Raw genomic sequence first — 23,026 nt, forward strand, 5'->3', positions numbered from 1 at the left:
GCTTAATGCTCGTGTCGCTTTGCGTCCGCGCAGGCCCGGGGTGAGTTGGACAGTCTGTTGCATCCAAGCGAGTCGGATACCTACTGTCCCGGCCCATGTACCTGATCAATTTCTTCCCCGCGGGGTGGGAGTCCTGGGACGTGGCGCATCAGCCGCTCATACGGGACCAGATGCCAGTCCTCGTTGACGAGGACCTGGTCTTCGAGAACGCTCCGGGATCCCCACGCCCCACGGTGTACGTGAACCAGTGGTTGCGGGAACTGCCTCTCAACGGAGCCCCTGCGCGGCGGACTTGGGAGAACAACGCCGGGTGTCTGCGCGGCTGGATGGTCTTCCTCAAGGGGCGGGGTGTTGACTTGCTGGACGACCGGAAGGTCCTTCGTGCGGCCTTGAGCATGTACGCGCAGTACCGGCTCGCCGGTCCACTGGAAGCGCGATGGGACCACACCACCTGGAACCTTCATGTTGGGATCCTGTCGTACTTCTACCGGTGGGCCCGGGACGAGGGACTCCCCGTGGCCGTGCCCTTCACCTACCAGGCCGGCAAGCGCATGGCGCAGGGGGTGCTGGTGGACGTGGAGCGCAACCTTGCGAAGGTGCGGCAACCGCGCCCGCACACGACCATCAAGCACCTGGAGCGGGACTTCTCGGAGCTGTTCGTTCGGGCTCTGGAGGGGCTGGGGCCGGATGGCGAGCCCGATGCCCGATACCGTCGGCCGCGCGAGGGCGCCCGGAATTCCGCGATGGGCGGGCTGGTCCTCTCCAGCGGGCTGCGGAAGAAGGAGTTCACCCACCTGACGATCTACGAGGTGCCTCCGCTGCCGCCTCGTCCGACGACGCTGCCGGTGCTGTTCCCCCTCGCGCGTGCGATCACCAAGGGCGAGAAGGACCGCACGACGTGGATCCACTACGACCGGCTCGCCGCGATGCACCAGTACATCGACCTGGACCGGGCGGCATCGGCAGAGGGCTTCAAGTGGCGCCCACCAGCGAAGTTGGGGCCGATGCTGCTGGTGGAGAACCCCGACTGGGAGGGGGCTCACTTCAATGGCGTGCGCCGGTCGTGGCGGAAGCTGCGGCCGCAGGAGCGCCTGTGCCTGGTGACGCCGGAGGGCCAGTCGCCGCTGGTCGGTCTGCAGTCGTCGGGCAAGCCGTTCGTGGACTGGGCAACGGTCTTCCGCCGCACGTCGGCCCGGATCCGCGAGCGCTACGAGCCGCGCTTCCCGACGGTCGCTCCGCACCGGCTCCGTCACACGATGGCCATGCAGACCTTGGAGTGGCTGCTGACCGGCCACTATCAGCGGGCCGCGGCGCTGGTCTCGGACACCGGCGACGACGCGGCGATGGCCCTGTACCTGCTGAAGAACGACCCCATGGTGATCTTGCGGGACCTGTTGGGGCACTGGAGCGTCACGTCCACGGAGTTTTACATCGCTCGACTCGACGTGAACCGGATTTTCCGTGACGCCTATAAGGCCACGGCCGTCGGCCCGGACCCGGCTGTAGCGCGCGAGGTGGCGGCCGAGTTCAGCGATGAGGAGACCGACTGATGCCCGCGACCGTCATCACGAACCCGTTGGCCGTCCACTTCATTCTGCCCGACGGCACCGAGTGGACGGCCAACCTGGAGGGCCTTCCGAATCCTCGGCTGGCCCGGGACCTCGCACTGGGGCTCGCGGAGAACACCCATCCCACCGGCGCCATCGGCAAGAAGCGGGTGGCCGAGTACCGGGCCGTCGCGCTTCGGCAGATGGTGAAGAAGCTGTCCGCAGCGGGATTCACCGGAGCGGCATCGGACCTGACCCGCCCCGTGCTGATGCGCTACTGGCTGGCCAGCACGCGTGCCCGGGAGTCGGAAACCCGGCTGCTGCTCAAGGGCTTCGACCAGGTAACCGGTGGGCTGCGCCCGGACGTTCGGACCTACCTCGAGGGAGCGCCGATCCAGGCCAACCAGGTCACCAAGGCCCACAAGGCGTACACCGACGGGGAGTGGGAGCGGCTGGAGGCGGCGTGCCGCAAGGCCGTGGACGACAGCTGGGCCCAGCACAAGCGCTTGCTGGCCGCGGCCAAGCAGGGCATGGACCCTCTGGTCAGCGGACGGCACAGCGAGGAGGACATCGCATGGTTGATGCTCCGTGATGGCCCGCTGTCGTTCGAGAACGGGTATCAGGAGTACGTGGGCGGATATGTTCCGAGGCGCGCCGCCGACCCCGTCCGTGCCACCGTGGGCAGGGTCCGGGAAGGACTCTTCCCCACCCGATCCGTCCAGATCGCCTACGCGCTCCTCTTCGGCGTCTGCTCCGGCGTCGTCCCCGACGGCATCGACGGCCTGGACCTCGCCGGCATCGACTGGGCCGGCGACACGACGGTCCTGCTGACGTACCTCAAGGGCCGGACCGCGAGGGAGAGCCTGAACCTTGCGGATCGTGCGGTGCGCCTTCTGGAACGGTGGCTGGAGTTCTCGGCGCCGCTGCGACGGTTTGCGCCCGCCGAGTACCGAGACCGCTTCTGGCTCGCCTTCGCTCTGCCCCAGGGCTTTGTCGGCACGGCTCCGACCGGTCGGCCGCAGCAGGTGCTCGTCCAGGACCTGGGCCTCGTGGACGACACTGGGAAGCCCTTCGCTGTCCACCGCGGCCGGATCCGGGCGACGTATGAGGAGCGGCTCGCCAGGAGAGGCTGGACCGGCCGGGCCACCATCGACCCGAACCACACGCCCCGAACCGAAGGTGACCACTACGTCACCCCGACCACTCCGCCCCAGATCGACGCCGTTGAGTCGATCATCGAAGACGGGATGTCGGACGTCCTGCGCAAGGCCCTGCCACCGGTCGTCCTGACGACCGAGAAGGCTGCGGCGTTCGCTGAGGACTTCCCCAACGAGGTGAGGCGGCTCGGACTGGATGCCGACGCGATCAGCGAACTGGTCGGTGGTGAACGGGACGTGTTCACCGCCGCCTGCGCGGACCAGCTGGCCGGCGTCCACGGACCGGCCGGACAGCCGTGCCCGGCACGCCCATGGGTCTGCCTGCTCTGCCCCCTGGCCGTCTTCCTGCCGCGCCACGCGGCGAATCTGCTGCGCCTGGACTCCTTCTTCGCCCGCCAGTTCCGGCAGATGCCCACCGAGAACTACCTGCGGGTCTTCGGCCCGTACGCCGACCGGCTGACCCGCGAGATCCTTCCCAAGCTGTCCGCCGAGGCGAAGGCGAAGGGTGAACAGGACGTTGCGAACGACGACGGCACCGAGCTGCCGCTCCGCCCCGAGGAGATCACCGCATGATGCCCAGTCCCCCAGCACCCGCCGCCCGGCCGCGACGCACGGTCTCGGCCTTCACCGGACTGGACGTGTGCGAGACCGCCGGACTGCGGCTCGCGCCCGGCGCGGCGCGTGTGCTGTTCGAGCAGGACCGATGGGTGCTCTCCGCTCTCATCGACGCCCACCGCATGGTCCTGGACCGCGAACTGATCTGGGAGTTCGCCGAGATCCTCAACCCGCGCTGGCGCACGGTGGCCAAGGAGATCCTGCTGGCGCTGCTCGCGCCGCAGCACGAAGCCGTCCTGGAGTGCGCACACGCGATCCGGTCGGTCCGCAGCCCACGCACCTGCTTCCGCTTCCTGCAGCAGTTCACCGACTGGTTCAACTGGCTGACGAACCAGGGCGTCACCCGCCTCGACGATGTCACCCAGCACATGTGCGAGCGCTACCTCGAAGAGCGTCACTGGAGCGTGCCGGTGCCCGGCGAACCGCGGCGCCGACTGGAACCGGACACCATGGCCGAGGTCGTCCGCGCCATGCAACTGCCGGTGCTTTATGGCGAGTTGCTGTCGAGCGACGGCTACGCCGAAGGCTTCGCCCCGTGGGAGGGCAGGTCGCCCTCCGCCGTGGTGGGCCTCAAGAAGGGCGGCCCCAACCGCGTCCCCCCGGTCCCCGATCTCGTTCTGCAGCCGCTGCTGGCCACCTGCCTGTACCTGGTCAACGTCGTGGGCCCGCACGTAGCCGGCCTCCTCGACGTGGTGCGGGCCGAGGCCGACTCCGGCCAGGATCTGCCCAGGGTCACCAAGGAGCGTGTGCCCGCCGTGCGCCAGGTCCTCGCACGGTTGAGAGCCGCCGGCGAACCGCTGCCCGCACTCTCCACCAGCGTGGTGGGCCGACGCGTCGGACGGTACGGAGCGGATCCGCTGACTCATCTGGCGTGGGGCCGACTCGCCCGCATGGCCGGGGCCAGCGCCTTCAACGAGTACGCGCGCGAGCAGGTACTCCCGGAGATCCAGGAGTTGGCCGCCGAGGTGGGGATCGAGCGGCCGTGGGCGCGTCAGGCCGCTCTCATCGCCCGGGCCGACAACGGCGAACAGGTCCCGTGGACCGACCCGGTGGGCGACGAAGACCTCCAGCTCATGGCGAACTACGTGGTCACCGCCTGCCTGGTGCTGACCTCGGCCCTCTCAGGGATGCGGACCAGTGAACTGCTGGAGCTCTCGGTGGGCTGCCGCCGGTCCCGCAGCGTGCCGGGCGGGGGCACCCGGTACGGGCTCGCAGGCCGCCTGATCAAGGGGAAGCGGTTTGGCGGCGTGCCGGACGAGTGGGTGGTCATCGAACAGGTCGACCGGGCCGTCGCGCTCGCCGAGCAGCTGGTGCGCCGTCCCCAGGGCGCCCCCCTGTTCGGCTCCGTCGGCCTGAGCAGCCGGGTGAAGAACCTGCGCGGCTGGCTGGAGCGCACCGGAAACCGGGAACACTGGGGACTGCCCGTGATTCCTCAAGGCCCGACAAGTCCAAGGATGCTGCGCCGTACGCTCGCCTTGTCGATAGCCGAGCGGCCGGGCGGGCTGCTGGCGGCGAAGATTGCGCTGAAGCACATTTCTGTGGCCACGACGGAGGGCTGTGCTGCCCGCCCCGGCGGTTCCCAGCGCCTGTTCCACGCCGAGGTGCACGCGGCCGAGGAAGAGCACCACATGAAGCTGACCGTGCAGGCGTTCCGCGACGCGCAGGCGGGCATCATGCCCGCCGGGCCCGGCGCCCGTGGTCTGATTGATGCGCTTCGCCATGTGGATGCCCAGCTCAAGGAAGCGGCTCGGACCGACCCGAAGGTCCTCACCGACGACCGCCACCTGGAGAGCCTCCTACGCAAACTGGCGAAGGCGCTGCACGTCGGTCCGGCCAACTTCTGCTGGTTCCGCGATCCGTCCAAGGCCCTGTGCCTGCGCCTCGCGGGGACCCCAGACGCGACGCGGCCCCTGGTGGGGCTGTGCGACTCGGCCCGCTGCCCGCAGGCCACCCACCACCGCAGCCAGCGGCCGGTGTGGATCGGAACGATCGCCACGATCGACGCCCTCCTCGACAGCCCCCGCATCGCCAAGGGAGAGAAGACCCGGCTGTTTCCCGAGCGTGAGCGTGCGGCGCGGGTCGTCGCAGAGATCGACGCCAATGCCGCAACCACCCTCGAGGAGGTGGCCTGAGATGGCCCGGCTCACCGAGGAAGACAAGGCCCGCAACGAGGCCGCGATCCGGACGGCGATGGAACAGATCCTGCGCGGGAATCTCCCGCCCGGCGGCAAGGCCGACCTCAAGACCCTCGCCGCGCTGGCCGGGGTCACCCGCACCGGCTTCTACCCCAAGAAGAACCGCGACGGCACCCCCAGGCCCGGCGCCTACGAGCACCTCGCCGAGGAGTTCGAGCGGCGGGTCAAGCAGCTCCAGGACGCCGGAGAGATCGTCGACCCCCGCGTCGCGCAGATCGAACGCCTCAAGGCACAGAACGCCGAGCTGAAAGAGCGGCTCACCAAACGCGACGCGAAGATCGAGGAACTGACCGCGTTCCAGAGCCTGGCGATCTCCCGACTGGCCGCCCAGCACGACGAGATCGAGCGCCTGCGCAAACAACTCGCCGCCGGTGGCAACGTCCGCAGCCTCCCCACCCCCGCCAGCAGCACGGCCCCATACGGGTCGTGCTGAGGCGATCCTGGCCCGGGTGTCCAAGTAGCCGATTGAGGCAAGACGCTCCGACCCGATCAATCATGATCGGGTCATGCCATCCGACTTCGTGACAGCCGCAGTGGGCATCGGTGGTGTCGTCGTCGGTGCTCTCGGCACCCTGCTCGGCGCCCGCATGCAGGCCCGCGGTGCCCACGCGCAGGCGGACGCCACCGCCAGCAGTGCGTGGGCCCAGGCTCGGAATACCGGCCAGAACTGGATGGCGTCCGCCTCGGCGCACGCGTACGCCAACCTGATCACCGATGCACTCGCACTCGAGGGCATGATCATGTTCATGGAGGCTGACTTCAACCGCAGCGGACACCCCTGGTGGCGGCGGACGTGGAAACCGCTCGGCTACGACGAACGCTGGGACAAGTACGCCGACCTCGCAGCGAACTTCGTCCACATCCGCTATGCCGCTTCCGTGATCGAGATGTACGGCGGCGACCCTGTGCGCGAGCGGCCCGCTGAACTCGTCGGTGAGGCGGATGAGATGCGCCTGCTGGCTCGTGCCTGGATCCTCGACCCGTCCGCCGACCCGCCTGCCAGAGATGAGCATGTCCAGCGCCTGCGTGAGGCCCGCAGCCGGTTCGCGGCCGCGGCACGCCAAGACCTGCACTCCGCAACCCGCCCGACATCGTGACGAAGCCGGGCGGGGTGCGGTCTGGTCCGGGATCGCTCCGTGGCGGCTGTTGTCTCGGTGAACAGGTATGACGGCCCTCGGCACCTAGCTCGTGGCCCTGGCCGTCGGCCCGGACCACGCGGGCAGGGAACGTGCCGTGGCATGCGGAGGCGCCGCAATGGTCCCCTGCCAGTAGCGGTCAAGCAGTGAGCGACCTCGGCGAAAGATCCGCCGCAGCAGCGAGGGCGCCGCCTCCTCACGCGGGCCAGGCACTACCGGGGCACGGGACGGGGAGGGTACTGCAGCCGGCGACGCCGGCCGGGGATCAGCAGGGGAGGGAGCGGGCAGGGCAATGCCGCATTCGACGACGATCCTCGCCGCGATCTCCCCCGGGTCGGCAGGAGCGGGAGCAGGCCGCGGGACGCCGCGTTCAGCGGCGAGCGTCGCCGCGGCGACCCCGGGACGCTCGGCCGCGCGGGGCGGCCGCTGGAGAGTGACCCCGGCGTCGGTGGGGATGCTCAGATCGAGCTTCCAGGCCGTGGCCGAACGCAGGTCCCACAGCGTGAACGCGGTATTGATGTGGCGGCGGGCCGCGGCACGGCTCATCCCCGTGACCTTGACCAGATGCGCGAACGCCTTCGCTTCCAGGCCACGGGCCTGGGCGTATCCGTAGTGGGTGACGGGGTGGCAGTCCGTGCACAAGCAGATCAACCGCTTCAGACGCTGGACGCGGGCCGCGTCGTCGTACACCCATCGCTCGTGGGCCTCCAGCCATCGCTTGGCGTTCCGGTCTTCGCCGGCGCCGCAGGCTTCGCACCGCATGCCGGCCCGACGGGTGATCATCTGGCGGAGTCGTCGACGGTGCCGGCCCTCGTATCCCACTCGCGCGGGCGGTAGCCGTTGCGGTGGTTGACGCGTTCGTTGCTGACCTGCCCGTATTCGGCGTTGCAGAGGGCGTCGGCCTCCGCGGACATGAGTGCGTCGGCGAACGTCTTGACCATCGCGCGCAGCAGATCGGGACTCGCCGCGGCGAGGTTGTCTTCCGCGAGGGCGTGCAGGGGCAGACTGTCCGGTGCGGTCATCGTGCTGATCTCCTTCGAGGCTTCGACACTTCGAAGATCAGCCGGTGGCCGTTCATCTATGCGGGCACCATCCCGACGACGCCGGAGCAAACCCCCGGATCAGGTCGAACCCGTACACCATCTCCATGGACGCAACCAACCCGGCTTGTGCCGAGCCAACGCTGATTCAGTGACTCCAAGCGATTCTCCTCCGCACAGGCGCATGGAGGCTTCATCGGAATGGCTTCGTTCACTGTCTGGCAGGAACCACTGCCAAGGGCGGCCGTCGGCCGCTTCCCGGCACCTCCGCCCGCCCCGCTGACAGCCTGTAGCGCCTTCGGTGTTGAGGCTGCCGGCCGCGGAGTGCCGGCCCGGCTCCATGCGACAGGGCCCGCGCAGACGGCGCGGGCCCCTGCTCGTTCCATGGTGACCACAAGCTGTGTGGCGGGCCAGCAAGCCAGGATGCCGCGGCTACTTGCGGTAGCCGAGGACCGTCATCATCCCGGATTCGGCGTGGTAGACGTTGTGGCAGTGGATCATCCACAGGCCCGGGTTGTCGGCGTCGAAGTCGACGTCCAGGGTCTTGCCGGGCAGGACGATCGCGGTGTCCTTGCGCGGGCCGCCGCCCGGCAGGGCGAAGGTGTGGCCGTGCAGGTGCATCGGGTGCCACATCTCGGTGCCGTTGACGAAGGACAGCCGCACACGCTCGCCCGAGCGGACCGGATACCGTTGCGCCGGGTCGTACTTCTTGCCGTTGATGGCCCAGTCGTACTTCGTCATCGAGCCGGTGAGTTTGAACGTGATCGTACGGTCGGGCTTGCCCGGCTTGAGCCGGACCGGCTCGGCCGCTCGAAGCTGGCCGGCCTGGAGCAGCTTCCCGCCCAGCTCCTTCGGGCGAACCGACGGCCCCGGCGCCGCGCCACTGCTGGTGCGCAGAAGTGCCAACCCGCTCTGCTTCTTGCCCTCGGCGAGCGCGGTGAGCGGGAAGACGCCGTCCTTGGCGGTGACCAGGACGTCGTAGCGTTCGCCCATGCCCAGCAGCAGAGCTTCGGTTTCCGCCTGCTCGACGGGGAAGCCGTCGGTGTGCGTGACGGTCATCGTGTGGCCGCCGAGGGCGACCCGGAAGGCCGTGTCCGCGCCGGCGTTGATGATGCGCAGCCGGATACGGTCGCCCGGCTTGGCCTGGAACGTCTGCGGATCATCCGGCGTGCGCCCGTTGACCAGGTAGTACGGGTAGGCGACATCGCCCGCGTCGCCGCCGAGGAGGGCGCTGGTGGCGCCCATCATCATCCGGGGCGGGCCGGACGGCTTCGGGGAAGGAGACTTCGTGCTCATCGACATGTTGGACATGTCGCCGTGGTCCATGCCGCCCGAGTCGCCCATGTCCATCCCGCCCATGCCGTTGCTGAGCTCCGCGAGGACGGCGTCCGGGGTGCTGCCGTCGATGCCGTCGACCCAGTCGTCGAGGACGACGACCCACTCCCTGTCGTACGTCAGCGGCTCCTTGGGGTCCTCGACGATCAGCGGGGCGTACAGGCCGCGGTCCTGCTGGACCCCGGAGTGCGGGTGGAACCAGTACGTGCCCGGGTTGGGGACCGCGAAGCGGTACTCGAAGGAGGCGCCCGGCTTGATCGCTCGCTGCGTCAGGCCGGGGACGCCGTCCATGTCGTTGCGCATCGCCAGGCCGTGCCAGTGGATGGAGGTGGACTGGGGCAGGTGGTTGGCGAGGGTGAGGGCGAGCGTGTCGCCTGCGGTGACACGGACCTCCTGGCCCGGCAGCCGGTCGCCGTACGCCCACGACCTGACGGTACGGCCGCCGAGGTCGAGCTGGGTCTCGACGGCGGTGAGCTTCACCTTCCGCTCGGGGCCGGGGTTGCGCTTGGCCTCGGCGGCGGCGACCTCCTGGCCGTCGGGGGACACATAGCCCTTCGGCGCCGGTGTGCCGTCGTTGCCCATGGTGGAGTGGTCCGTGCCGGAACTGGAGCAGGCCGCGAGCAGTCCGCTGCCGGCCACGGCGATTCCCGCGCCGAGCACGGCGCGGCGGTTGGGTATGCGCATGAGTGGGTGCACCTCGTATCGGTATTGATGCGTGAAGGGGCAGGCGGTACGCCGCTCCATGGCGGAGCGGCCGGGCGCCGCCCTATATGCGCAATACCGACAGCTGTGCGAGAAGGGTCCGGTGGCTGCCCGGCGGCGGGATCGGCCACAGCGCAGGCGACAGCCGCGCGAGAGCGGCCAGGCGGCCTGCGGGCCGGCGCGAGAGGGCTCCGGTGACAAGCAGTGCGATGGTCCACACGCTCAGTACGGCCAGGCAGACGGACATCGGATCCATCCCGCCGAGGGGCGGCGGGTCGTCGGCTCGGGACTCCTCGGTCGCCATCGGCTGCCTGGCGTGGCCGGTGGGCCCGGATGCGGTGGCCACGACGCTGCCGTCCGGCATGTGTGAGGATCCGTGCTCGGCGGGGTGGCCGAGGATGTGCATCGTGACGATGCCGAGCACGAGGGCGGCGAACAGCAGCAGCCTGCCGCACCAGGCGGCGGCCTTGCGCTGTCCGTTCATGGCATCCCTCTGGGGCTCTCGACCGATCAGTGCCGGACTATACCGCGAGGGGGTATCGGGCTTGTCCGACAGGGTCATACGGTCGCGGCTGTACGGTGGAGGCCGTGCCGTCGTCCACGGGCCAGGCGCCGGAGCGAAGGTCACATGGATGACCCATGACGCCTTCACGGCTCCTTCATATCCCTCGGCCACCATTTCCCGTGGCCAGGAGCGGCCACCCGCGCGTGCGTGTAAGCGGCCCGTCCCCGGCCGGCACCGGGCGGTAACCGACTGATCCGAACCCAGACGAGCGGGCGGCGCTTACGGGGGGCTGGGGCCGCCCAGTCATCACAAGGGATTCAGCGACGCGACGGCCATCGACAAGGAGACGTGAGTGCATCGCTTTTCGCGCATCGGTATGACCGCTGGCGCCGCGCCGACAGGTCGTGGCCGAATACGTACTGTCGCGCTCGCAGCCGGGGCGGCGGCAGGTCTCGGCTTCGGCGGGCTGTATCTGGTGGGGCTGCTGTCGTCCGGTGACGACATCCCCGCAGGCACCCGAGTGGGCGGTGTGGACATCGGGGGCCTGAACCGCACTCAGGCCCAGGAGAAGCTGGACAGGCAGCTGGGCGACGCCTGGTCATCGCCACTGAAGGTACGTATCGGCGACCGCACCGGCACCCTCGACGCGCGTGCGGCCGGCCTCGCTCTGGACAGCGAGGAGACCGTCGCACGTGCCGCGCGAGCGGGGAACGGACCGCTGACCGTGATCGGCCGCCTGTTCACATCCGGCGACCGCGACGTCGAACCGGTGATCCGCATGGACGAGGCGAAGGCCCGCGCGGTGCTGGCCAAGGCGGCGAAGTCGTACGACCACAAGGCCCGGGACGGCGGGATCACCTTCGACAAGGACAAGCCGGTGCCTGTGCAGCCACGCAGCGGTCAGTCACTGGACGTGGACCGCGCGCTGGTGGCCCTGAGCTCCGCTGTCCCTGGTGAGGGCACGGACCCGGTGCGGCTGCCGGTCCGGCAGACCGCACCCCGTGTCGATGCGGGGGAAGTGTCCCGCGCCATGAGGGAGTTCGCGACGCCCGCGATGTCGGCCCCGGTCACACTCACCACGGGCGGTCGGCACATCGAGATCGCCCCGGCGACGGTCGGTGAGCACCTCACGATGAAACCCGACAAGGCCAACAGGCTGACCCCCGGGCTCGACGGCGCGGGGCTCCTCAACGATCCGGCGGTCGCCCGGCCCCTGGCACAGGCCACAGACGAGGCGGTCGAGGCAAAACTGCGCCTGGACGGCGAGCGGGTGGTGGTGGCCTCGGACGGCAGACCCGGGCAGGAGGTCACCGCCAAGACGCTCAGACAAGCCGTACTGCCTGCGCTGACCAGGACCGGAGCGGCCCGCACCGCGGCGGTCGCCACCCAGGAGGTGCAGCCGAAGCTCACCAGCGAGACCGTCGGCCGACTCGGTATCAAGGAAAAGATGTCCACCTTCACGGTGAACTTCGAGCCCGCCCCGTACCGCACGACGAACATCGGCCGTGCCGCCGAATTGATCAACGGTTCGGTCGTGCTGCCGAACGAGACCTGGAGCCTGAACCGCACCGTGGGCGAGCGGACCAAGGCCAACGGTTTCGTGGACGGCACCATCATCCTGAACGACCAGTACGTCAAAGCGTCCGGCGGGGGCGTCTCCTCGGTCGCCACCACGGTCTTCAACGCCATCTTCTTCGCCGGGGTCAAACCGGTGGAGTACGGGGCCCATTCGTTCTACATCGAACGCTACCCGGAAGGCCGGGAAGCAACGGTGGCCTGGGGCAGTCTCGACCTGAAGTTCAAGAACGACTCGGGCAACGCCATCTACATCCAGGCGAGTGCAACAGACACCTCCGTCACCGTCACCTTCCTCGGCACCAAGAAATACGACTCGGTCGAAGCAGTCACAGGCCCTCGCACCAACGTGAAACAGCCGGGCACCCGCACAGAATCCGCAAAGAACTGCGTGCCGCAGACACCGCTCGAAGGCTTCGACGTCAAGGTGGACCGAGTCTTCAAGTCCGGCGGCCAGGAAGTCAAACGAGAGACCTTCGCAACCCATTACGTACCCCGCGACAGGGTGACCTGCGGCTGAGAGCAAGTCCCCCGGTTCCCGCAGCTGACATCGAGAACAGGGCCTGCGCGGTCCGACCGCGCCCGCCGCAGCCCAGCGGCAGGGAGCAGCCCCGCTGGACTTCAGCGGCGAGCCTCGGCGGCAACTCAACATGCTCACCGGACGCCGGGTCACCACTGCCCGGCCCCGTCAGGCGGCGAGATGCTGCGGGGGCTCCGGAAACGCCGGCATGTTCAGGCGGCCACGGACACCGCGAGAGCAGCGGCGACGACGACCGCGCAGATTGCCATGGTCAGCGCGCGGCCCCTGGGCGTACGGGATTCCGCGCGCAGCGGGAACAGCAGCTGCCGGATGAACGTGTAGGCGGCGACCGCACCTATGAAGACCGTTCCGCCGACCGGCACCTCGACCGTGAGCGTCAGCGCCAGCGCCCCGGCGCCGAGGACGAGGGCCACCGCCGCCTCGACGAGCTGGACCGGGTGGCGGCGGATGCCGAGGCGGCGGTCGGAGGACCACAGGCCCCATCGCGCGTCGGTGGGTCGTCCCGCGCAGCAGCCGCCGAAGAAGCACCCGGGCCGTCCGACGGCCATGCCGAAGAACAGTCCCGGGGTGGTGGCGTCCAGGAAGGTGCCCACAGGCAGCTGGAACACCGCAGCGGCGATCCCGAGCGTGCCGACCGCGCCCACCAGGAAACCCTGGATACAGGTGCCGGCGGTGACGAAGTGGCGGGGATGCTTGCGGTGCAGTGCCAGGTAATAGAACTTCGCGGCGAGGTAGCCCATGACGCAGGCGGCCAGCGAGATCAGGATCGCGGCCACCACGTTCACGTTCGTCCGGGCGAGCAGCGCGGCCTGGACCGCGATGGCGACCGCCACGCCCAGGCCGACCAGCGAGGGCCAGACGAACGGCCGCGCCCCGGGGCCGTGGACAAGGGGGAACAGCCGGGTCGTGGTGGTCGTCACGGTACGCGGCAGGGAGGCGGGCCTCGGAGCGGAGTCGGAGGCGGGGGTCCCCTCGCCGACCTGCACGGCAGGGGTCGCCGTGACACGCCACGTTCCGGCGTTGATGCCCTGCTGCACGCGGGCGGTGACCGCGATCCGTCCCATGCCCTCGGTGATGCCGGAGACCCGCTCGACCTGCTCGAAGCGGTCACCGGACCCGGGCTTCCCCTCGGTCCCTATGCGGGTCCCGGTGAACCGGATCGTCACCGAGTACGGGGCGGCGGACGGGGCGGCATCGAACCAGTAGGTGGCACCGAGACCCTGTGGCTCGGCCTCGGCGATCAGACCGGCGCATCCCCCGCCCGCGGCGCGTGCGCCGAGCACCTCCCGGCTCTGTTCCACGGACTCCGCAGGCTCGATGAACTCCGTGGGCTCCACGGACTTCCCCGACTCCGTGCGCTCCAAAGGCTTCCAGGGCTCCCCGGCCTTCCAATGCACTGTGGGCTTCCAGTTCTCCGCGCCCTTCCCGAACGCCGCGGACTCCGCGGATTTCCGGGACTTCCCGACCCCGGCCGTACCGGTCACCGCACGAGGCCCCGCAGCCGTCCCGCGCCCGAACGTGGCGGGAACGGAGGTACTGGTCTGCGGCGCCGCGGTCGTCGACGTACTCGACCGGCTCGCCGAGCCGCCCCTGGAAGCCGCAGCCCGGGAGTTTCCTGCCTCCGTCCGCTGCTTCCGGGCCTTGGCCGTCTGCTTGCACGATCTCTCAGCCATGGTCCTGGCCCTTTCTCGGTCGCGGATGCCTGCCGCACGGTGCCCTGGCCGGACACGGGCCATTGATCACGTACGGCACGGCGCCGATCCGGTGCCGCTCGCCCGGCAGTCGGCCGCGGCGACTGCCGGAGCAACCGTGCGCCGTGCACGGGTGGACGGGTGGACGGTCCAACGAGACCGGCCAGACGGGCCCATTCGAGGACGCCCTGTCCGATCCCGGGTTCCGCCGCCTTCAGCGAGCAGCGCCGACGCTAGGCCGCCGGTATGAAGAAGCCATGAAGCGCCCATGTGCCCGCTCTGTGCAACATTGGGGCCCATTGCCGGGCATCTGGACACCCAGCGCAGGGCCGCTGCCGTCGCACCGCTGGGCCGAGACAAGGAAGGTGATGATCACGTAGACCGGGCCCTACCGGCCTGGCAGTGGCTACCCGGACCGTGGCCACATCGACGCGGCTCCCCCTGCGAAGGCCATCCCGGCCGTAACGCGGTACGGGCTTCACCGCCCTCCCTGGTGTCGGCGCCGCGCCGACGGTCCGGCGACGCCGCGGAGGCTGTCGCCGAGGGCGTAGACCAGGGCAGCAGCGCAGCGAGGGCCTGGGCGGCCCACAGGCCCCAGGCGGTCGCCGGTCCCTGTCGTCGATCCTTGAGCCGTGGCTGGCCGCCACGCCGGCCAGCCACCGCACCCCCTCGCGCACCAGGACGGCTTCTTCCTCCTCGAAGGGCCGCAGCTTGCGCGGGTCGTACAGGTCGTAACCGATGTCCCGCAGCGTCGTCAGGATCTCGGCGCCACTGATCCGGTCGGGGTCGTAGTCCACCAGCGCCTGTTCATGGGTGAGGCTCACCGCGACCTTCGCCACCCGGGGCTGGCGCCCCAGCGCCTTCTCGATCGTGCCCGTGCACAGCGAGCAGTGCAGCCCCGCGATCCTGGCCCGCACCCGAGCGTGCCCGGGCAGGTTGCTCGGCTCGGCCGCCCAGTCCGGGGTGCGATCAATCAGCGTGGTCATGACCGCACCTCCTCCTCGGTGACCGTGTAGCCCGCCCCCGGCCACCCGCGCGGTCACCGCATCGCGATCCGCACCAGCAGCCAGCTCGACCTCCAACACCCCTGCCGTGTGATCGGCTGAGGACGCGCGCACTCCTCTACGCGCTGCACGGCGGCCGTCAGCCGCTGCTCGCACCCCGTGCAGTCCATGCCCTGTACCTTCAGCACCATCCGCTCGGTCATGACCGGCTCCTTCCTGCTCTGGTGCGGGAAGACCTCGCGCGTTCCCGCCTCACAGTGCGACGCTGGAACTTGGCCCCAAGGGCCAGGCCAAGACTGGGCAGGGAACCGAATCCCGCAGAACCGCCGGAGGGCGCCATGACCGCTGCTGACCAGCACCTCTACACGGTCGGCCAGGCCGCGGAGCAGGCCGGGGTGAGCCGTAAGGCGATCCGCATCTGGGAGGACAAGGGGCTGCTGCCGCCCGCTGAGCGCACCGACGCGGGCTACCGGCTGTTCACCGCCGACGACATCGCCGTGCTGCACTTCATCCGTCAGGCCAAGACCCTCGGCCTGACCCTCGCCGAAGTCGGCGACATCCTCGCCCTGCAGCGCGACGGCGCCCAGCCCTGCGGCCGGGTCACCCAGCTCCTCGACGCCCACATCACCCAGATCGACCGCACCCTGGCCGACCTGCGGCAGCTGCGCCGGTCCCTGCTGGCCGCCCGCCGCACCGCCGACCAGGTCCGCCGGGCCGGCGGCGACGCCGTGGTGTGCCAGATCATCGAGGCGAGCCCCGGACCGGAGACCGCTCCGTCGCCGGGAAACGGCGGAAGGGGCATGCCGTGATGGCACGCCCCTTCCGCGCCTGGTGGTGAGCGCCGCAATGCGGTCGTCGTAGCCAGGCAGGCTGCCGCGCAGGCCGGGCAGTAGTCAACGTCGCAGCGGTTCAACTCCAGAGCGCGCGGTCAGCGCCCGTACGCCCACAGGACGGGCTGTGCGGGGCCGGGTCATCCGGCGCCCAGGACCGTCAGGGCGGTGACACCGGTTGCGACCAGTAGCGCCGTGCCGTCACGGGCGGTCAGGTAGCGGCCGGCCGGTGCGTGGCGTGAGGCCGCTGTCAGGCTGATGTAAGCGGCCTGACCGAGGACGCCCGCCACGAGCGCGATCAGTATGGGGTCCGCTGCGGCGGGCAGGGGACGGAGGCCGGTGGCCCACGCCCCTGCGGCGGGGCTCAGGCACATCGCGGTCAGCCAGGCAGCGGTCCGCAGCCGCGGCTGGGAGCCCAGCAGGGCCCCGACCGCGAGTCCTTCGGCGAAGGCGTGGACCGCCAGGGCGGCGGCCACTGCCGGTGATCCGCCCAGGGCCAGGGCGGAGCCCTCCAGAAAGCGGTGGACGCCCACCGCCCCGGCGGTGCCCATGCCGCCCGCTGTCTCCGGCTCGCACGGGCAGCCCTTGCGCGCCACCAGGCCGCACAGCACGAAGGACGCGGCAGCAGCGGCCGGCACCGCCCAGAGGGGAATCCCGGCCGCACGCGCAGCGGTCCACGCGTCGGGCAGGAGGTGCAGGCCGGAGATCGCCAGGAGCGCGCCCGCGGCGACCGCCAGCCATAATCCCTCCCGCCCCGGACGCCGCCGGGCCAGCCACGCGCCTGCCAGCGTGGCCGCTGCCACGAGGACGGCCCCGGCGATGACCGGCACCGGCAGCGATTGCCCTTCGTCGGGTGCATGCGCCCAGTCCTGTATGAACAGCATGTCCACGCCCCTCATGGTCCCGGGTTCGCCGCCGGACCGAGCCGGGCGGCGGCATCCTCCGGGACTCTGCCCCGCCACCCCACACAGCATCCCTAAGTTTGTTAGGTGTGGGGTGTGTGCGGTGGCATGGACCGGCGCGCGGCGGTGCATCCAGGGCGCGAACCGCTATGGGTGCGCCGGCTCTTTGGAGCGGGCGGGGATGCGGGTGGTGAAGGTGGTGCCGTCACCGGGGGTGCTGGTGGCGGTGATGGTGCCGCTGTGGGCGGTGGCGAGTTCGGCGGCGACGGCGAGGCCGATGCCGGAGCCGTCGGCGCGGGCGGTGCGGCTGCGGAAGAAGCGGTCGAAGATCTTGGGGAGGTCTTCGGCGGGGATGCCGGGGCCGGTGTCGGCGACGCGTAGTTCGGCCCAGCCGTCGTCCCGGTGCAGGGTGATGGTGACGGTGCCTCCGCGGGGGACGAACTTGAGTGTGTTGGTGAGCTGGTTGGTGACGATCTGCCGCAGGCGGACCGGGTCGCCGTCGACGGTGACGTCCGTGACATCGGTGCGCAGGGTGATCCCGGCCTCGGAGAAGCGCCCGGCCAGGCTGGTGATGGTGTCGCGGACTACGGAGGCAAGGGACAGCGGGCGGCGTTCGAGGGTGAAGGCGGCGGCGTCCGCGGAGGCGAGGGTCTCCAGGTCGGCGATGAGCCGGCCCAGGCGCAGGGTTTCGTCGTGCAGGGAGGCGATGACCTTGGGCGTGGGTTCACGGACGCCGTCCTGGACGGCTTCCAGTTCGCTGCGCAGTATGGCCAGTGGGGTGCGCAGTTCGTGGGCGACGTCGGAGGCGAACAGGCGGCGCAGTTCGTCCTCCTTCTCGACCCGGTCGGCCATGGTGTTGAAGGCGCAGGCGAGCTGGCCGATCTCGTTGTCGGGGATCGTGGTGACCCGCCGGTCGCGCTGTCCGGCCGCCAGGTCCTTCGCGGCATGGGTGAGTTCGGCGATCGGGGCGGTGGCCCGGCGCGCGGTGAACAGGCCGACGGCGAGCGCGACCAGGCCGGCGGCGAGGCCCCCGGCGATCAGCAGCTGGTTGACGTCCGAGCGGAAGTCCCTGTCGACCGCGGGGATCACGCCCTGGGGGACGCGGGCCTGAAGGGTGCCCACTTGCTGTCCGTCCACGGCGATGGGCACGCTGCGCGGAGGGCCGAGGTCGCCGGTGCCCATCATCTCGCGGTGCATGGCGAGGGTGGCAGCGTCGACATCGGCGTCGGCGAGCGACCAGACACGCCGCCCGGCCGGATCGAGGAGCTCCACCTCGGAGCCGGTCATGGTGACCGTCGGCGCGAGCTGGTTCAGTGTCGCGGGATTCCAGCCGTCTTCCCGGACGTAGTCGGCGGCGAACCATCCGACGAGCTGCTGTTGCTGTGTCCGCTGCTGCGCGCCGAGGTAGTCATCGAAGCGGGCGTTGAAGGCGGTGTTGACGAGCAGGGCCGTCAACAGGGCCGCGCCGATGCCCAGGGCGGCGAAGGCCAGGGCGAGGCGGCGGGCGAAGCGGCCCCGCAGCAGGTCACGCATCACGGTCGATCCCGAATTTGTAGCCGATGCCGGGCACGGTGACGACCACGCGGGAGGGCGGGGTGTCGCCGAGCTTGCGGCGCAGGTTCTTCACATGCACGTCAATGGTGCGCTCGTACGCCTCGAAGGTGTGGCCCTGGATCCGGCCGACCAGCTCCATGCGGGTCCAGGCGCGCCCGGGCCGCGAGGCCAGGGCGGCCAGGAGATCGAACTCCGTGCGGGTCAGTTCCACTGGTTGGCCGTCGGCGTGCACCTCACGGCGCTCGGTGTCGATCCGCAGCCGTCCGCTTCCGTAGGAGACGGCGGCGGTCTCCTGCGCTGCGGCGCGCCCGGTCCCGGCGCGGCGCAGCACCGCCTCGACCCGGGCGACCAGCTCGCGGGGGCTGAACGGCTTGACCACGTAGTCGTCGGCGCCGGTGCGCAGCCCCATCACCCGGTCGTTTTCGCCGGCCTTGGCGGTGAGCATCACGATCGGCACATCGCTGTCCTTGCGCAGCAGCCGGGCCACCTCCTCGCCGGGCAGTCCGGGCAGGCCCAGGTCGAGGATGATCAGATCGGGGTGGGCGCCGCGGGCGAGGTCGAGTGCCCGGCGGCCGTCCCCGGCCTCGAGCACGGTGTAGCCGTCGCGCTCCAGGTAGTCGCGTACCAGAGCGCGCAGCTTCGCCTCGTCGTCGACGACCAGCACGGTCGCGGTCACGTGTGCTCCTCCTTCTTCTTTTGTTGTCCTTGTTGCCCGGCTGCGGGCTTGGCTGCTCACGCCGCCGCTCCTGCTGCGGCGGGCTCGGCCCGCCGCGGGTGCGGGGCGGTGGGAAGCGGCCTGGGGGTGAAGGTGCGCAGGCGGTTGGCGTTGCCCACCACGGACAGCGACGAGGCGGCCATCGCGGCGGCGGCGATGATCGGGCTGAGCAGCCAGCCGGTCAGCGGGTAGAGGGCGCCGGCCGCGAGCGGGATGCCGGCGGTGTTGTAGACGAAGGCCAGGACGAGGTTCTGGCGGATGTTGCGCATGGTGGCCCGGCTCAAGGTTACGGCGGTGACGACCCCGCCCAGCGCGCCGGAGATGAGGGTGATGTCGGACGCTTCGATGGCGACGTCGGTGCCGGTGCCGATGGCGAAGCCGACATCGGCCTGGGCGAGGGCCGGGGCATCGTTGATGCCGTCGCCCACCATGCCGACCCTCTTGCCCTCGTCCTGAAGGCGGCGCACCTCCTGGGCCTTGTGCTCGGGCAGCACCTCGGCGAGCACCCGCTGGATGCCGACCTGGCGGGCGATGGCCTCGGCGGTGCGCCGGTTGTCGCCGGTGATCATGATGACCTCGAGGCCGAGGCGCTTGAGCTCGGCCACGGCAGCCGCCGAGTCCTCCTTGACCGTGTCCGCGACCGCCACCACTCCGGCGAGTTGTCCGTCGATGGCGGCGAAGACGGGGGTCTTGCCTTCGGCGGAGAGCCGGTCGGCGTCGGCCTGCAGCGGCGCGGTGTCGATGCCCGTCTCGCTGAGCAAGGCGGCCTTGCCCACCAGCAGGCTGCGCCCTTCGACGGTGGCGGTGATGCCCTTGCCGGTGACCGAGTCGAACTCGCTCACCCGGGCCAGATCGATGCCGTGCTCGGTGGCGCCCTGCACGATTGCCTGGCCGAGGGGGTGCTCGGAGGAGTTCTCGGCGGAGGCGACCAGGCGTACGAGTTCGTCCTCGGCGAACCCGTTCACTGGCACGACGTCGGTCAGCACAGGCCGGCCCTGGGTGATGGTGCCGGTCTTGTCCAGCACGATCGTGCCCAGCCGGTGCGCGGTCTCCAGGGCCTCGGCGGAGCGGATCAGGATGCCCGCCTGGGCGCCCTTGCCGGTGCCCACCATGATCGACAGGGGTGTCGCCAGGCCCAGCGCGCACGGGCAGGCGATGATCAGCACGGCCACGGCGGCCACCAGCCCCAGCGTCAGGGCCGGCGCGGGCCCGACCAGGTACCACAGCGCGAACGAGGCGATCGCGATGAACACCACCGCGGGCACGAAGTAACCGGAGACGAGGTCGGCGATCCGCTGGATGGGCGCCTTGGACGCCTGCGCCTGCTGCACCATCCGCACGATCTGCGCGAGCACCGTGTCCGCACCGACCCGGGTGGCCTCCAGACGGAAGGCCCCGGTCTGGTTCACGGTCGCTCCCACGACCTCGTCCCCGACCGTCTTGCTCACCGGGATCGACTCCCCGGTCACCATGGACTCGTCCAGCGTGGAGCGGCCTTCGACGATGACCCCGTCCACGGGAACCTTCTCCCCCGGGCGGACCACCACGATGTCACCCGGGGTGACCTCCTCGACCGGCACCTCGATCTCCGTGCCGTCCCGCATCACCCGCGCCGTCCTGGCCTGCAGGCCCAGCAGCTCACGGATGGCCTGCCCTGTGCCGGCCTTCGCCTTCGACTCGAACAGGCGGCCCAGCAGGATCAGGGTGAGGATCACGCCGACCGCCTCGTAGTACACCTCGCGCACGCCGGCCGGCAGCAGGCCGGGCACAGCGGTGGCCACGAGGCTGTAGCCATAGGCCGCGGTCGTCCCCAGTGTGATCAAGGTGTTCATCTCGGCGCTGCGATTGCGCAGCGCGAGCCACCCGGTGCGGTGGATCGGCCAGCCCGTGTAGAACATCACCGGCGTGATGAGCGCGAACTGGAACCAGCGGTTGAGCAGCAAGTCCGGTACGCCGACGCCGAAGAACTCGTGCAGCATGACGGCCACGGCGACCGGAGCGGACAAGAGCGCCCCGATCAGCACCCGCCGGGAAAGATCCCGGATCTCCGCCTGCCGCGCCGCGGCTTCGGCGTCCTCCGTTCCAGCGGCCTCCTCAGCACCCGTGACGGGAGTGGGCGGTACGCGTAGCACCTCCTCCGTCGCAGGGCCCGGCGCCGCCTCGCCGTCGCCGGAGCCGGTCTCGACCAGCAGCTCGCCGTGCACCATGTTCATTCCGCAGGCGAAGCCGAACCGGCCGGCCTTGTCGGGAACGAGCTCGACGACGGCCTGGCCGAACGCCGGAAGCGACTTCGACACGGCGAAGTCGGGGAAGACCACGCGCGAGGTGCACTCCCCGCTCTCCTGCCGGTCGAAGACCAGACGTACCGGAACCCCCTGGCGGACCCGGATGACATCCGGGGAGTAACCGCCCTTCACCGTGATCCCGATCTCCTGGACGCCGCCCACCACCTGGGCCAGCTGTGTCCTCCTGGGTCCGAAGAAGAACCAGGCGAGCAGCGCGATCAGCCCGCCGGCCCCCACCAGGACCCCGATGTCCGCGGCGCTCATGCCACGCTCCTTTCCGTCTGGTGCCCGACCCGGTATCCGGCGATGGCATAACCGGCGTCCTCCACCGCGGACACGATGCCGGACAGGGCCGTGGCCCGTTCGTAGGCGGCGGTCACCGTCTTGCCCTCCAGATCCACTCGCACGGGTGACACGCCAGGCAGGGTGCCGACCGCGCCGCGGATGGCCTGGCGGCAGCCCCCGCAGAAGACTCCTGGGACGGACAACGTGATCACACTGGACATGGACCTCACTCCTTGTTCTGATCCCGGCAGCGGTCAGCGGTGCCTGAACAGCACCGTCATCAGCTCGTCGAAGATGCGCGGGTCGTTTCCCCCGTCCGTGGCAGCCTCGGCGACGGTGTGCTCCAGGTAGTGGCGCACCACCTGGCGCGACGCCGCGTCCAGGGCCTTTTGGGCCGAGGCCAGCTGGTCGAGGACCTCGACGCAGTGCCGGCCCTCCCTCACCATCCGGGAGATGCCCTGCACCTGCCCGGAGACCCGGGCCAGGCGGCGCAGCACATCGTCCGCGGCGTCCCCCGTCAGGGGCCCGCGTGTGAACTCTGTCCCGTCCACCACGCCTCCTAAATTGCTTAAGAGATTAGCTCCGCTGTCGGCGAGCCGATTCCGGCGCTGCCGGATGTATGGGGGGTTTCATGGGTTGCCGCGCTGGCGGCTTCGACACCAGTAAAGACGGCCACGACAGCCATGGGATTCCGGAAAACGGCAGCGCACAGAGCCCGCACATGGCGGCTTCATCGGCTCTTCACAGCGCCTGCCTAGCGTCGAAGCCGTACCACCGCTGCACGGACCGAGGAGCAGTGATGATCAAGCGCAGGACGATCGGCCTGGCCGCGGCGACAGCCGTCCTCGGCGGGCTGGGTGCGTACGGCGCCACGACCGCGTTCGCCACGCCGTCAGCCGAACCCACGCCCTCCCCCACCCAGACCTCCGAGACGGGCAGGCATGCCGACATCGACACAGACTCGATGATCCGTCACTGCACGGACCAGCTCCCTGCCGCCGACCGCGCCGAGGCGCGACAGCTCATGGAGAACATGATGTCCAACGGCATGATGTCCGGCGACATGATGCCTGGCACCGGCGACGGCGGGCAGCCGGAGACTGACAGCCCCTCCGGCACGGGCTGAGCGCTGCCGGCGATGGCCGGCAGCGGCCAGTGACCACACCGCCTGACGCATCCGCGCCGGGCAGGCTCCCCCCGGGGGCGGAGTTTCCGCACCCGGGGCCCGACCCGCCCAGGCACCAGCACCCCTTTGCCTGCGTGCCCCACCGTCCTCATCTGCTGAAGTGAAGAGCCCTGATGACCCTGGCGTTCATTCCGAGCCCGTCCAGTCCCTACCTGTACCTCGGGCCGCTCATGATCCACTGGTACGCGGTCATGGTGATCCTTGGTGTGCTCGCCGCCGTCGCGAT

At 70.3% G+C, this 23,026-nt stretch carries 20 protein-coding genes and 1 pseudogene; 8 read left to right on the forward strand and 13 right to left on the reverse strand.

Going from position 1 to position 23,026, the window contains the following annotated elements:
• The first annotated feature begins 95 nt into the window (after positions 1-95).
• The 5 genes from ABZ078_RS33125 to ABZ078_RS33145 all read left to right on the forward strand — a co-directional run bounded on the left by ABZ078_RS33125 (position 96) and on the right by ABZ078_RS33145 (position 6,611).
• A complete protein-coding gene (locus ABZ078_RS33125; RefSeq protein ID WP_356581476.1) occupies positions 96-1,550 on the forward strand; it encodes a site-specific integrase in 1,455 nt (484 codons plus the stop codon).
• Complete coding sequence (locus ABZ078_RS33130; protein WP_356581478.1) at positions 1,550-3,277, forward strand: hypothetical protein; 1,728 nt, start codon at positions 1,550-1,552, stop codon at positions 3,275-3,277. Before ABZ078_RS33125 ends, ABZ078_RS33130 begins: the two co-directional genes overlap by 1 nt.
• Positions 3,274-5,451: an integrase gene (locus ABZ078_RS33135; protein WP_356581480.1), complete on the forward strand. Its 2,178-nt coding sequence runs from the start codon at positions 3,274-3,276 to the stop codon at positions 5,449-5,451. Before ABZ078_RS33130 ends, ABZ078_RS33135 begins: the two co-directional genes overlap by 4 nt.
• Before the next feature lies 1 nt (position 5,452).
• A complete protein-coding gene (locus ABZ078_RS33140) occupies positions 5,453-5,947 on the forward strand; it encodes a hypothetical protein (protein WP_356581482.1) in 495 nt (164 codons plus the stop codon).
• Between the two features lie 73 nt (positions 5,948-6,020).
• The gene (locus tag ABZ078_RS33145) at positions 6,021-6,611 is read left to right on the forward strand and encodes a hypothetical protein (protein WP_356581484.1); all 591 of its coding nucleotides are present in this window, start codon (positions 6,021-6,023) and stop codon (positions 6,609-6,611) included.
• A gap of 84 nt (positions 6,612-6,695) precedes the next feature.
• Here ABZ078_RS33145 and ABZ078_RS33150 read toward each other — a convergent pair whose 3' ends face one another.
• The 4 genes and pseudogenes from ABZ078_RS33150 to ABZ078_RS33165 form a co-directional block, all read right to left on the reverse strand.
• Entirely contained in the window at positions 6,696-7,433 is a 738-nt protein-coding gene (locus ABZ078_RS33150; RefSeq protein ID WP_356581486.1) for a hypothetical protein, read from the reverse strand.
• A gap of 11 nt (positions 7,434-7,444) precedes the next feature.
• Positions 7,445-7,672 (reverse strand): annotated as a pseudogene (locus tag ABZ078_RS33155) (transposase); the annotation flags it as partial.
• 450 nt (positions 7,673-8,122) lie between these two features.
• A complete protein-coding gene (locus ABZ078_RS33160) occupies positions 8,123-9,709 on the reverse strand; it encodes a multicopper oxidase family protein (protein ID WP_356581488.1) in 1,587 nt (528 codons plus the stop codon).
• A gap of 82 nt (positions 9,710-9,791) precedes the next feature.
• A complete protein-coding gene (locus ABZ078_RS33165; RefSeq protein WP_356581490.1) occupies positions 9,792-10,211 on the reverse strand; it encodes a hypothetical protein in 420 nt (139 codons plus the stop codon).
• 397 nt (positions 10,212-10,608) lie between these two features.
• Between ABZ078_RS33165 and ABZ078_RS33170 the strand changes: the two genes are divergently transcribed.
• Positions 10,609-12,327, forward strand: a complete 1,719-nt coding sequence (locus tag ABZ078_RS33170) for a VanW family protein (protein ID WP_356581516.1) — start codon at positions 10,609-10,611, stop codon at positions 12,325-12,327.
• 212 nt (positions 12,328-12,539) lie between these two features.
• Here ABZ078_RS33170 and ABZ078_RS33175 read toward each other — a convergent pair whose 3' ends face one another.
• From ABZ078_RS33175 to ABZ078_RS33185, 3 genes are all read right to left on the reverse strand, one after another.
• Positions 12,540-13,685: a prolipoprotein diacylglyceryl transferase family protein gene (locus ABZ078_RS33175; RefSeq protein WP_356581492.1), complete on the reverse strand. Its 1,146-nt coding sequence runs from the start codon at positions 13,683-13,685 to the stop codon at positions 12,540-12,542.
• Between the two features lie 587 nt (positions 13,686-14,272).
• A complete protein-coding gene (locus ABZ078_RS33180; protein WP_356581494.1) occupies positions 14,273-15,025 on the reverse strand; it encodes a heavy metal-associated domain-containing protein in 753 nt (250 codons plus the stop codon).
• Between the two features lie 53 nt (positions 15,026-15,078).
• A complete protein-coding gene (locus tag ABZ078_RS33185; protein ID WP_356581496.1) occupies positions 15,079-15,246 on the reverse strand; it encodes a heavy-metal-associated domain-containing protein in 168 nt (55 codons plus the stop codon).
• A 135-nt stretch (positions 15,247-15,381) separates the two neighbouring features.
• Here ABZ078_RS33185 and ABZ078_RS33190 point away from each other — a divergent pair, with 135 nt between their 5' ends.
• Positions 15,382-15,852, forward strand: coding sequence for a heavy metal-responsive transcriptional regulator (locus tag ABZ078_RS33190; protein ID WP_356581498.1), 471 nt, complete (start codon positions 15,382-15,384; stop codon positions 15,850-15,852).
• A gap of 161 nt (positions 15,853-16,013) precedes the next feature.
• Here ABZ078_RS33190 and ABZ078_RS33195 read toward each other — a convergent pair whose 3' ends face one another.
• The 6 genes from ABZ078_RS33195 to ABZ078_RS33220 all read right to left on the reverse strand — a co-directional run bounded on the left by ABZ078_RS33195 (position 16,014) and on the right by ABZ078_RS33220 (position 22,165).
• Complete coding sequence (locus ABZ078_RS33195; RefSeq protein ID WP_356581500.1) at positions 16,014-16,757, reverse strand: hypothetical protein; 744 nt, start codon at positions 16,755-16,757, stop codon at positions 16,014-16,016.
• Positions 16,758-16,922: 165 nt separating this feature from the next.
• Complete coding sequence (locus ABZ078_RS33200) at positions 16,923-18,308, reverse strand: ATP-binding protein (RefSeq protein ID WP_356581502.1); 1,386 nt, start codon at positions 18,306-18,308, stop codon at positions 16,923-16,925.
• Positions 18,301-19,005, reverse strand: a complete 705-nt coding sequence (locus tag ABZ078_RS33205; RefSeq protein ID WP_356581504.1) for a response regulator transcription factor — start codon at positions 19,003-19,005, stop codon at positions 18,301-18,303. Before ABZ078_RS33205 ends, ABZ078_RS33200 begins: the two co-directional genes overlap by 8 nt.
• A 56-nt stretch (positions 19,006-19,061) precedes the next feature.
• The gene (locus ABZ078_RS33210) at positions 19,062-21,593 is read right to left on the reverse strand and encodes a heavy metal translocating P-type ATPase (protein WP_356581506.1); all 2,532 of its coding nucleotides are present in this window, start codon (positions 21,591-21,593) and stop codon (positions 19,062-19,064) included.
• The gene (locus tag ABZ078_RS33215) at positions 21,590-21,835 is read right to left on the reverse strand and encodes a heavy-metal-associated domain-containing protein (protein ID WP_356581508.1); all 246 of its coding nucleotides are present in this window, start codon (positions 21,833-21,835) and stop codon (positions 21,590-21,592) included. The genes ABZ078_RS33210 and ABZ078_RS33215 overlap by 4 nt, the downstream gene beginning before the upstream one ends.
• 33 nt (positions 21,836-21,868) lie before the next feature.
• Complete coding sequence (locus ABZ078_RS33220; protein WP_356581510.1) at positions 21,869-22,165, reverse strand: metal-sensitive transcriptional regulator; 297 nt, start codon at positions 22,163-22,165, stop codon at positions 21,869-21,871.
• Positions 22,166-22,413: 248 nt separating this feature from the next.
• Here ABZ078_RS33220 and ABZ078_RS33225 point away from each other — a divergent pair, with 248 nt between their 5' ends.
• Positions 22,414-22,740: a hypothetical protein gene (locus ABZ078_RS33225; RefSeq protein WP_356581512.1), complete on the forward strand. Its 327-nt coding sequence runs from the start codon at positions 22,414-22,416 to the stop codon at positions 22,738-22,740.
• Positions 22,741-23,026: the final 286 nt, after the last annotated feature.

Origin of the sequence: Streptomyces sp. NPDC006385 (genome assembly GCF_040612485.1) — a bacterium.
Lineage (GTDB): Bacteria > Actinomycetota > Actinomycetes > Streptomycetales > Streptomycetaceae > Streptomyces.

What these genes read in the sequence shown, in the direction of transcription:
- ABZ078_RS33135 (WP_356581480.1), top strand. Translation starts at nt 3,274, where the DNA reads ATGATGCCCAGTCCCCCAGCACCCGCCGCCCGGCCGCGACGCACGGTC.
- ABZ078_RS33180 (WP_356581494.1), bottom strand. Translation starts at nt 15,025, where the DNA reads ATGACCACGCTGATTGATCGCACCCCGGACTGGGCGGCCGAGCCGAGC.
- ABZ078_RS33170 (WP_356581516.1), top strand. Translation starts at nt 10,609, where the DNA reads ATGACCGCTGGCGCCGCGCCGACAGGTCGTGGCCGAATACGTACTGTC.
- ABZ078_RS33210 (WP_356581506.1), bottom strand. Translation starts at nt 21,593, where the DNA reads ATGAGCGCCGCGGACATCGGGGTCCTGGTGGGGGCCGGCGGGCTGATC.
- ABZ078_RS33145 (WP_356581484.1), top strand. Translation starts at nt 6,021, where the DNA reads ATGCCATCCGACTTCGTGACAGCCGCAGTGGGCATCGGTGGTGTCGTC.
- ABZ078_RS33125 (WP_356581476.1), top strand. Translation starts at nt 96, where the DNA reads ATGTACCTGATCAATTTCTTCCCCGCGGGGTGGGAGTCCTGGGACGTG.
- ABZ078_RS33195 (WP_356581500.1), bottom strand. Translation starts at nt 16,757, where the DNA reads ATGCTGTTCATACAGGACTGGGCGCATGCACCCGACGAAGGGCAATCG.
- ABZ078_RS33150 (WP_356581486.1), bottom strand. Translation starts at nt 7,433, where the DNA reads ATGATCACCCGTCGGGCCGGCATGCGGTGCGAAGCCTGCGGCGCCGGC.
- ABZ078_RS33215 (WP_356581508.1), bottom strand. Translation starts at nt 21,835, where the DNA reads ATGTCCAGTGTGATCACGTTGTCCGTCCCAGGAGTCTTCTGCGGGGGC.
- ABZ078_RS33165 (WP_356581490.1), bottom strand. Translation starts at nt 10,211, where the DNA reads ATGAACGGACAGCGCAAGGCCGCCGCCTGGTGCGGCAGGCTGCTGCTG.
- ABZ078_RS33160 (WP_356581488.1), bottom strand. Translation starts at nt 9,709, where the DNA reads ATGCGCATACCCAACCGCCGCGCCGTGCTCGGCGCGGGAATCGCCGTG.
- ABZ078_RS33130 (WP_356581478.1), top strand. Translation starts at nt 1,550, where the DNA reads ATGCCCGCGACCGTCATCACGAACCCGTTGGCCGTCCACTTCATTCTG.
- ABZ078_RS33185 (WP_356581496.1), bottom strand. Translation starts at nt 15,246, where the DNA reads ATGACCGAGCGGATGGTGCTGAAGGTACAGGGCATGGACTGCACGGGG.
- ABZ078_RS33140 (WP_356581482.1), top strand. Translation starts at nt 5,453, where the DNA reads ATGGCCCGGCTCACCGAGGAAGACAAGGCCCGCAACGAGGCCGCGATC.
- ABZ078_RS33200 (WP_356581502.1), bottom strand. Translation starts at nt 18,308, where the DNA reads ATGCGTGACCTGCTGCGGGGCCGCTTCGCCCGCCGCCTCGCCCTGGCC.
- ABZ078_RS33190 (WP_356581498.1), top strand. Translation starts at nt 15,382, where the DNA reads ATGACCGCTGCTGACCAGCACCTCTACACGGTCGGCCAGGCCGCGGAG.
- ABZ078_RS33225 (WP_356581512.1), top strand. Translation starts at nt 22,414, where the DNA reads ATGATCAAGCGCAGGACGATCGGCCTGGCCGCGGCGACAGCCGTCCTC.